Annotated in this window: 8 protein-coding genes; 5 read left to right on the top strand and 3 right to left on the bottom strand. The window is 69.5% G+C overall.

Features of this window, described 5'->3' with window-relative positions:
* The first annotated feature begins 216 nt into the window (after positions 1–216).
* From ACWEVO_RS19240 to ACWEVO_RS19220, 5 genes are all read left to right on the top strand, one after another.
* Positions 217–498, top strand: coding sequence for an FmdB family zinc ribbon protein (locus ACWEVO_RS19240; protein WP_452308893.1), 282 nt, complete (start codon positions 217–219; stop codon positions 496–498).
* Positions 499–580: 82 nt separating this feature from the next.
* Positions 581–1,834 carry a formamidase gene (gene fmdA, locus ACWEVO_RS19235; RefSeq protein ID WP_452308892.1) on the top strand — a complete coding sequence of 418 codons (1,254 nt, stop codon included), beginning with the start codon at positions 581–583 and terminating at the stop codon, positions 1,832–1,834.
* Between the two features lie 215 nt (positions 1,835–2,049).
* Positions 2,050–2,637, top strand: a complete 588-nt coding sequence (locus ACWEVO_RS19230; RefSeq protein WP_452308891.1) for a dihydrofolate reductase family protein — start codon at positions 2,050–2,052, stop codon at positions 2,635–2,637.
* Positions 2,638–4,392 (top strand): LPXTG cell wall anchor domain-containing protein, encoded by a 1,755-nt coding sequence (locus ACWEVO_RS19225; RefSeq protein WP_452308890.1) that lies wholly within the window; start codon positions 2,638–2,640, stop codon positions 4,390–4,392.
* A 119-nt stretch (positions 4,393–4,511) separates the two neighbouring features.
* Positions 4,512–5,747, top strand: a complete 1,236-nt coding sequence (locus tag ACWEVO_RS19220) for a hypothetical protein (RefSeq protein ID WP_452308889.1) — start codon at positions 4,512–4,514, stop codon at positions 5,745–5,747.
* 146 nt (positions 5,748–5,893) lie between these two features.
* On the opposite strand, the gene ACWEVO_RS19215 is transcribed toward ACWEVO_RS19220, so the two are convergent.
* From ACWEVO_RS19215 to ACWEVO_RS19205, 3 genes are all read right to left on the bottom strand, one after another.
* On the bottom strand, positions 5,894–6,766 hold the full coding sequence (locus ACWEVO_RS19215; RefSeq protein ID WP_452308888.1) for an LLM class F420-dependent oxidoreductase: 873 nt from the start codon (positions 6,764–6,766) through the stop codon (positions 5,894–5,896).
* Between the two features lie 53 nt (positions 6,767–6,819).
* On the bottom strand, positions 6,820–8,307 hold the full coding sequence (locus ACWEVO_RS19210) for a purine-cytosine permease family protein (protein WP_452308887.1): 1,488 nt from the start codon (positions 8,305–8,307) through the stop codon (positions 6,820–6,822).
* A 191-nt stretch (positions 8,308–8,498) separates the two neighbouring features.
* Positions 8,499–9,668, bottom strand: coding sequence for a sugar phosphate isomerase/epimerase family protein (locus ACWEVO_RS19205; protein WP_452308886.1), 1,170 nt, complete (start codon positions 9,666–9,668; stop codon positions 8,499–8,501).
* Between the last annotated feature and the right edge of the window lie 76 nt (positions 9,669–9,744).

Here is a 9,744-nt window from a genome sequence, read left to right as displayed (position 1 = left end):
ACGAGGGTGCCGGAACACTCCGGCACCCTCGTTCCGTTCCACGGCCGGTGTCCGGCGAAGCCACCCCGCTGTTGTCACCCGATCGGGCGTCCGCCGCGTCCGCCCGTGCCGTTGCCCTGCGCGGGCAGCCGGATCTGCCCGATTCTTGAGGTGTCCGGCGGTGCCCCGCGTCAGCTGCGGCGGCGCGGGGGCGGTGCTGCCTGAAGGGAGACCGGCGTGGCGACGTACCAGTATCGGTGCTCCGTCCACGGCGACTTCGAGTTGCGGTTGCCCCTGGGTGAGGCCGCTCTCGTCGCCCGGTGCGCCGCCTGCCACGGCGACGCACGCCGCGTCTGGTCGGCGCCGCTGCTGGCCCGCACGTCCCGCCCACTGAGCGCGGCCCTGGACCGGGCCGGGGCGAGCGCGGAGGCGCCTCAGGTGGTGTCCCGCATCCCCGGCACGCGCGCCACGGCAGCCGCACCGACCAACCCGGCTCGGGCCCGCCTACCCCGGATCTGACCCCACCGGCGGGCGCCGCGACGCGGGACCCACGCCGGACGACCGAGACAACCACCGTACGGTGTGGCGAAGGGACGTCATCATGCCCGAGGTCATCTTTGCTCTGGACTCGGCGAAGAAGTTCACGGAGCAGGAAAAGCTCGGCCACAACCGGTGGCACCCCGACATCCCGCCGGTGGCCACGGTCAAGCCCGGCGCGACGTTCCGAGTGCACTGCCGGGAATGGTTCGACGGCGAGATCCACAACGACGACTCGGCCGACGACGTCCGGGACGCGCCCCTGTCCATCGTGCACGCCCTGAGCGGCCCGTTCGCCGTGCAGGGCGCCGAGCCGGGTGACCTGCTGATGGTCGACATCCTGGACGTCGGCCCCATCCCGCAGGAAGACTCCGGGCCACTCGCCGGGCAGGGCTGGGGCTACACCGGCATCTTCGCCAAGCGCAACGGCGGCGGGTTCCTCACCGACAAGTTCCCCGACGCGTACAAGGCGATCTGGGACTTCAGCGGGCAGCGAGCCACCTCACGGCACATCCCCGGGGTGTCCTTCACCGGCATGATCCACCCCGGCCTGATGGGCACCGCGCCCTCGGCGGAAATGCTCGCCAGGTGGAACCAGCGGGAGAGCGCACTGCGCGAGACCGACCCCGACCGGGTGCCGCCGCTGTCCCTGCCGCCGTTGGCGCAGGACGCGATCCTCGGCTCACTGACCGGTTCCGACTACGAGAAGGCGGCAGCCGAAGCTGCGCGGACCGCGCCGCCCCGGGAGAACGGCGGCAACCAGGACATCAAGAACCTCACCAAGGGATCGCGGGTCTTCTACCCGGTCTACGTGCCCGGCGGCAACCTCTCCGTGGGCGACCTGCACTTCTCGCAGGGAGACGGCGAGATCACCTTCTGCGGTGCCATCGAGATGGGCGGCTTCGTAGACCTGCACGTCGACCTGCTCAAGGACGGGATGCGCAAGTACGGCGTCTCGGAGAACGTCATCTTCCTGCCTGGCAACGTCAACCCGCAGTACTGCCAGTGGCTGGCCTTCTCCGGCATCTCGGTGACCGAGGACGGGCAACAGCGCTACCTCGACTCGCAGCTGGCGTTCCAGCGCGCCTGCCTGCACGCGATCGACTACCTCACCAAGTTCGGTTACAGCCCGGAGCAGGCGTACCTGATCCTGGGGGCGGCGCCGATCGAGGGCCGTTTCTCCGGCGTGGTCGACATCCCGAACTCCTGCGCGACGGTCTACCTCCCCACCGAGATCTTCGACTTCGACGTCCGCCCCTCGGCCGCCGGCCCGACCCAGATCGAGCGGAACACGACGGCGCCGAAGTCAACCTTCTGAACCACCCGCTCACGCAAATCTCGGCGGGTCTGCCGATGGTCACCAGATCGCTGGGCCCCGCCCGAGCACTCGCCGGGCTCCTCGCCACGTGGGCCGGCCGGCCGCGACACGAACGCCCACCCTGTTCGAGACCCGATGTCGGGACCGCCGGGTCGGCACCGACTACCCCGTGACGGTGCCGGACGGCGGCGCCGCGGGTGTGGTGGAGGTTGGCGATGGGCAAGGTCGTGCTGGACGTGTCGGTGTCCCTGGACGGGTTCACGGCGGGGCCGAACGTCCGCGAGGCAGAGCCGATGGGGGACGGCGGCGAACGCCTCCACGCATGGATGGCTGCGCAGGGGCCCGAGGGCGAGATTGATGCAGCGGTGCGCCGAGAAGTGGACGCGGCCGTTGGCGCGACAGTCATCGGGCGGCGCACGTTCGATCTCGGCCTCGGCCCGTGGGGCGGTACGCCATGGCCCGGTGTCCCGAGCTTCGTGGTGACCCACCGGACGCGGCAGGACCTGCTCGGCGACAACGGCGGCACGTTCGCCTTCGACGGGTTGCGGGCCGCGGTTCGGCGGGCCAAGCAGGCCGCCGGCGACAAGGACGTCCTGGTGCTGGGGGCCGACGTCGCCCGCCAGATGCTCAGGGCGAACCTGCTCGACGAGGTACGCATCCACCTGGTTCCGCTCCTGCTGGGTGCGGGAACACCACTGTTCGCCGGCGAGCAGGCCGAGCTGATCGCGGAAGGAAAGCCGGTCGCGGGAACCGTAATCCACCTACGCTTCGGGGTCGCCAGAGCCGCTGGCTGCCTGACATAGGTGCCGTTCCAGACACCAGCGCCGATGGTGGATCAGGCGAGTTCGGCCAGCCACGCCGCGATCCGGGTCTGCAAGGCGTTCACGGCGTCCCGGCAGACCGCGGCGCGGATCCGGGTCAGCCGTTCGGTCGAAATCGATTGGCCGAGGCACGCAGGGGCAGCGGCGCGTTTCAACGACTCCTTACTATCCGTGGGCCACCCCAGGCGCGCTCACGGGAGGACCTCCATGCTCAAGCACTCCACCCGGCGTTGGCTCACCGGCGTGAGCGTCGTAGGCGTGCTCGTCGCGGCCGCTCCGACCCCCGCGGTCGCCGATACCCCTCCCTTCACCGTTGCCGCGCCGAACCAACTCCTCGCCCCCGGCCACTCGACCCACGGATGGCTCATGGCGCAGCCCACCAGGGACGACGAGGACCAGTGGCAATTCGGCAGGACCACGCTCGACGTCGATCTGTCCAAGGTCAAGGATGTCGCCACCGTCGAGCCAATGCCCGACGGCTGGACGTGCGCGGCGTCGCCGAGCAAGCTGCACTGCGAGACCGACATCCCGAAGCGCCTGTACCCCCGGTTCAACTACACGCTCACCGGCAAGGACGACGCGACCCCCGGGCAGCAGGCTGATTTCACGGTCACGATCACCTCCGGCGGTATCTCCGCCAGCGCGACGGCGCGCATCACGATCGCCGAGGGTGTCGACCTGGTCAGCGACGAGACGGTCGAGGTCAGCGGCGCCCCGCGCAGCCGGGTGGACCTGCCCGGCGTGGTACGCAACGGCAGTGCGACCACCGCCAACGGAACGATCCTCATGCTGCAGGCCAGCTGGCTCGTCAAGTACGTCGGCGACTACTCCAACTGCGCGTCGTCCGGCGGCTTCAGCGCCGTCTGCACCTTCGACACGCAGCTGGAGGCGAACAAGTCCTACCAGCTCTCCGAGGATCTCCCGCTACAGCTGAGCGATCAGGCCCGCACCGGTGCCGAGCTCCCGGTCACCCTCGACTGGTGGACCAAGGACGACTGGCTGCTGATTTTCCGGAAATGGCCGATTCTTGGCCTCGAGCCGGGTCACGGTGGCGAACTACGCCTGCTCGAGCAGACCGGCGGGAAGGCGAAGGTCCAGCAGACCGACGTGGACCGCAAGAACAACTTCACCCTGGCGACGATCAACGTGACCGGCAACAACCCGGCGGATCTGGCGGCCAAGGGCGCGACCGCCAGCGGCAAGAAGGGTGACGTCGTCACTGTGATACCGAGCTTCACCAACTTCGGTCCCGCTGCGCTCGAAACCCAGACCAAGAAGCCGCCGGTCCGGCTCACCCTCCCACCGGGGACCACCGCCGTCGATGTGGACAACTGTGTGCCGTACGTGCCGGGCGAGAAGCACAACGCGGGGAACGCCCAGTTGGCCGAGCCGGGTGCCAAGGAGTACGCCTGTCCCACCCCCGACATCGTGCCAGGCGGTGAGGCCCCGTTCGTGTTCGCGCTCCGCATCGACGAGGTGGTGCCGAACGCCACCGGCACCTTCGCCGTGACGCTGGACGGCGACCCGAACGCGCAGAACAACTCGGCGAAGATCATCATCAACCCGACCGGCAACGGGGGCGGAGACGGCGGTCAGGGCGGCGGTGACGACGGCCCGACACTGCCGATCACCGGCGCCTCGACCGGCCTCATCGCCGCCGTCGGTGGGCTGCTGCTCGTTGCCGGCGCGGCGGGCTACCTGATCGCCCGCCGCCGCGAGACCCGCTTCGTCGCCTGATCCACGCCTCCCGGGTGCCTCGCCATGGGTACAGGCCAGCAGGCGGAGCCGATCCCGGAATCAGGCAGACCCTCAACTGTGAAGAGCAGTTCACCCTGCCCGTGCCTCAGGAGCCGACGATGGATAACGAGATTCAGCTGATCAGTGACGGTGACGGCCTGGCTGTCATCGGTGAACCGGCGGTGGTCGAACGCTTCCTCGTCTCCGAGGGGCTGCCGTCGAAGGACCTCGGACTGCATCGGCTCGGACCCGCGCTCGGTAAGGCGGCGGGAGTCGCACAGGCAGGTTCTCAGATCGCCGCCAACTCAGGTCGCTGGATGAAATTGACTGAGGAGTCCGCGAAGGTCGCGACGAAGTTCCCGATGGTCAAGAACTCGTCCTCCGGCAACCTCCATGCCACCCTGCGCGGGCAGAATGGCCAATTCGTCAAGAATCTCCAGTTCGTGAAGGGATCACCTCTGACCAACCCTGCGCTCCTGGCTGGCGCAGCGGGGCTCATGGCACAGCTTGCGATGCAACAGACCATGGACGAGATCACCGACTATCTCGCGACGATCGACGAGAAGGTCGACGACGTGCTCCACGCCCAGCAAGACGCTGTGCTGGCGGACATGATCGGGGTGGACTTCGTCATCGAGGAGGCCATGACCATCCGGGAGCAGGTGGGCCGGGTCTCCGAGGTCACGTGGTCGAAGGTGCAGGCCACGTCGATGACGATCGCACGAACCCAGGGGTACGCGTTACGTCAGCTCGATGCACTCGCGGAGAAATTGGAGCGCAAGACCAAGATCGGTGACCTTGCCAAGGCGTCCAGGGAAGCGGAGTCCAAGGTTCAGGAGTGGCTCGCTGTTCTGGCTCGGTGCTTCCAACTGCACGATGCGACCGCCGTGCTCGAACTCGACCGCGTGCTGGACGCGTCTCCGGAAGAGCTCGACCGGCATCGCCTCGCACTTCGGGCTGCCCGGCAGAAGCGGTTGGAACTCATCTCACGCAGTACCGAGCGACTGCTGGCTCGCATGCTTGCGGCTGCGGGCACGGCCAACGCCAAGGTGCTCCTGCACCCGATGGACTCCCCGGCTGTAGTGCAGTCGAGCAACCATGTCTCGATCGCCGTCGTCGACTTCCACGGCCGGCTCGGGATCGAGCGTGCTGGACAGTCGTCGGAGGCGAGACGATGGGCGGACGCGGCCGTGGAGGTAAGGGACAAGGCGCTCGAGACAGGAGCAGACGGCGTTGGTGCCGCCATGCGCCTCGGCAACGAGACCCTCGATCGGGCCAAATGGGCGACGGGCAAGCTCTCCAGCCGGATCGCCGAGCGAGCGCTCCGTCGGCGCGGGGACGACGAGGAGGACTGAGTAAGCGCCGACCGCCAGCCACGTCGGCTCTCCGACGGGACCAGGAGTGCCGGTCGCTGCCACCGTGACCCTCCTCCGCTTCCGGTCACAAGAAGCCCCGACCGCCTGCCGTAGGTTCTGCGCCAGGCGGCGGAGCCGATGGTGGCTCAGCCGAGTTCGGCCAGCCGCGCCGCCACCCGCTGGTCGGCCAGTTCCTGCGCGAACTGCACCGGGTGGCGGTCCGGCATCGTCTGCACCTCGGTCACGCCGAGCGCCGCGTACTCGGCCACCTCGGCCACGAACGCGTCGACGTCGTTCAGCGGCGGCCGCATGACCAGCACGGTCTTGGCAATGCTGTCGTAGTCCCGGCCCTCGGCGGCGCAGTGTTCCCGCAGCACGTCGAGCTTGTGCGCGACCTCCGCCGGGCTGTTGCCGAACAGGTTGCAGGCGTCGGCGTAGCGGGCCACGAGCCGCAGGGTCTTCTTCTCGCCGCCGCCTCCGATCATGATCGGGGGGTGCGGCCGGCTGATCGGCGGGGGCACGTTCAGCGTCTCGGCCAGCTGGTAGTGCCTGCCGTCGTACCGGCCGTTGTTGTCGCTCCACATCTGCAGGCAGATCTGCAGGGCTTCCTCGAGCCGTTCGAAGCGCTCGTTGACCGGGACGCTCGGTACGCCGAGGCCGCGCTGCTCGCGGTCGTACCAGGACGCGCCGATGCCGAGCCGGGCCCGCCCGCCGGAGAGCACGTCGAGCGTGGTGACGATCTTGGCGAGGAGGCCGGGATAGCGGTACATGACTCCGGTGACGAGGACGCCGAGGGTCATCCGCTCGGTTTTCGCAGCCACGTAGCCCAGGGTGGTGTAGGCCTCGAGCATCGGCTCCTCGGCCTTGGTGCTGAATTCCATCTGGAAGTAGTGGTCCATGACCGTGAACGCGGACACTCCGGCCTGCTCCGCGATCCGGGCGGTCTCCGCCAGGGTCCCGGCCATCTGCGATGGGTCGGCGGGCGTGGAGAAATTCCAGTAGTGCAGGCCGAGCTTCATCGCCCATCCTTTCCGTCCCAGGGACAACTGGGATTATGCCGGGACTGACCGCATCATGCGCTGCGTTCCTGGGCGCGGACGCGGCGCCGGCCGAGCAGGAGGTAGCCGAGGAAGCCAATGGCGAAGGAGGCCGCCACCCCGAGGTTGGCGTAGGCCCAGCCGCCGGTCCGGCCACCGAGGCCCGTCGCCGAGAGCAGGTAACCCTGCCAGGACAGCCACGAGGCCAGGCTGTTGGTCACCAGCCCCCAGCCGACGGCGGTGCCGGCGACGACGAGCCCGACCGCGGCCGCGCCGATCGAGCCGTATCGGCCGTCGGCCCGGTAGAGGTCCGCCTCGGCGTACGCCTGCTTGCGCAGCGCGAGGTCCGCGAGGAACACGCCGCACCACGCGGCGATCGGTACGCCGAGGGTGATGAGGAAGCCCTGGAAGGGGCCGATGAAGCTACTGGCGATCCAGACGATGTAGATGGTGCCGAGGATCATCAGGACGCCGTCGACGCCCGCCGCCACCCACCTGGGGGCACGCAGCCCCAGGGTGAGCAGCGCCAGGCCGGACGAGTAGATGTCCAGGACCGCGCCGCCGATGAGGCCGAGGATGGCGACGATCGCGAACGGTACGAGGTACCAGGTCGGGACGAGCGCCGTCAGGGCGCCGACCGGGTCGGCGGCGATCGCGCTGCTGAGTTGCTCGTCGGAGGCGGCGAGCAGCAGGCCGTAGACGACCAGGACGATGGGCGCGACGCTGGCCCCGAACGTGGTCCAGCCGACGACGCCTCGGCTCGACGCGCGCCGCGGCAGGTAGCGGGCGTAGTCGGCGCCGGAGTTGACCCAACCGAGGCCGAAGCCGGTCATCGCGAAGATGAGGGTGCCGATGAACGCCTCGACCGACCCGCCCGGCACCGACGACACCGTGGCCCAGGAGACGTGCTCGGCGGTCAACGCGAGGTAGCCGACGGTCAGCACGGTGGTGGCGATGGTGATGATGCCCTGCAGGCGCATGATGGCGTCGAAGCCGAGAACCCCGGCGAGCACGACGACCAGCGCCACGACGAGGAACGCGACGACCTTCGTGGGGTTGCCGCTGCCCCAACCGAGACGGTCGAAGACGGTCGCCGTGGCCAGGGTGGCGAGGGCGCAGAGCACGGTCTCCCAGCCGACAAGCAGGACGTAGCTGACGGCCGCCGGGAGGGCGTTGCCGCGTACGCCGAACGGGGCCCGGCTGAGGATCATCGTGGGTGCCGAGCCGCGCTTGCCGGCCAACGACACGAAGCCCACGAGCAGGAACGAGACGACCGTCCCGAGCACTCCGGCGATCGTCGCCTGCCAGAAGGAGACGCCGAAGCCGAGGAAGAAGGAGCCGTAGCTGATGCCCAGGACGGCGATGTTCGCGGCGCACCAGGGCCAGAACAGGTCGCGGGGCCGGCCTTTGCGCTCCTTTTCGGCAATCACATTGATGCCGTTGAGCTCCACGGGCAGGCCGGCCGGCCCGGCGGCGCCGGGCGTCGACGGTTGGGTCCCCGTTGGTCGGAACTGGGTGTTCATAGCGTTCCTCGCTCTGCGGACGGGGTCACGGCTGGGACTTGTCGCGCAGACGTGGCCGGCGGTACGGGTCGTGATCCAGTGTCCGGCCGGTGGACCTGGTGGAACAAGGTCCATGAGGGAGATCGCCCGCTCCGGCCCGAGGCATCTGATCCTGGGCCGGAGCGGGCGAACGGGTGGCGTGTCGGGAGTTGTCAGTAACGCACGGCGCGGAGACCGGCGTAGCTGTCGCAGGCCGACGAGACGCCGTCCGGGCGGGGGTTGTCGTTTTCGGTAAGGAAGTGGTCGACGCCGGCCATCTCGCTGTAGGCGAAGATGCGGGCGAAGTCGATGGTGCCCTCGCCCACGTCGGCGAACGAGCCGTCGGCGGCCATGTCTTTGACGTGGAAGAGGGCGAACCGGCCGGGGTACTGGGTGACCAGGTCAACCGGATCGGCGCCGACGCTGCTGGCCCAGTACAGGTCGAGTTCCATGGCGACTAGGTTCGGGTCGGTCTCCCGGAGCAGTACGTCGTAGCCGCGCACGCCGTTCTGCGCGGTGAACTCGAACCCGTGGTTGTGGTAGGCGACGGTGATGCCGGCCTTCTTCAGTTCGGCGCCGACGGTGTTGAGGGTCGCCGCGACCCGGGCGTAGTCGTCGAGCTTCCAGGAGCCGGATCCGGAGATCCGGACGTACTTGGCGCCGAAGGCGTTGGCGTTGGCGATGACGCCGGCGAGGTTGTTCTGCAGGTCGCCGAGGCCGATCCCGATGGACGGGACGGACAGCCCGGCGTCGGCCACCAGCGGGGCCAGCGCGTCGGCCCGCTTGCCGTAGAAGTTGTTCACCGCGCCCGAGGGCTCCGCGTTGCGGTAGCCGCAGGCGGCGAGGGCAGCCAGGGTGGTCTCGGGGGCGGTCGGCATGGTGGCCCGCACCGTGTAGAGGACCAGGCCAATCCGGTCGTCGGGTAGCGCCCGGGTCCCGGGGGTCGGCTGCGGCGTACCGATCTCGGAGTTGGCCGCCGCCCGGACGAGGCTCGCGCCCTCCTCGGCGGAGATGACGTCGTCCTGGCGCAGCGCGGTGGCCAGCCCGCTGACGGTACGCACGAAGCTGCCGTGGTCGGCGAACGGTGCGGCGGCCCAGATGGCGTCCATGATCGTGCATCCGTCGCCGAGGTCACGGTTCGGTACGCCGGAGTCGGCTGTGCCCCGGCCGAAGTAGACCGTGGCCGAGGTGGTGTAGCCCCAGGGGCAGTTATCGGCGACCGCGGCGGGAGCGGTCGGATCGCCGGCGGCCGAGGCCGGGCTCGGGGTCAACAGCAGGGTCGCGGCGAGTGCGGCGGCGAGCAGGTGACGCGCTCGGGTCGGGCGGGCGAAGCTGGCATTCATGGGTTCTCCCGATGGGTGAGGCAGGTGGACCGGGGCGGTGGTGGGGGGGGGGCGGGCCACCCCCCCCCCCCGCCGG

The organism is Micromonospora sp. NPDC003776 (assembly GCF_053605645.1).
The sequence above is the reverse complement of the archived record's forward strand: the minus strand, read 5'-3'. Positions and strand labels throughout refer to the sequence as shown.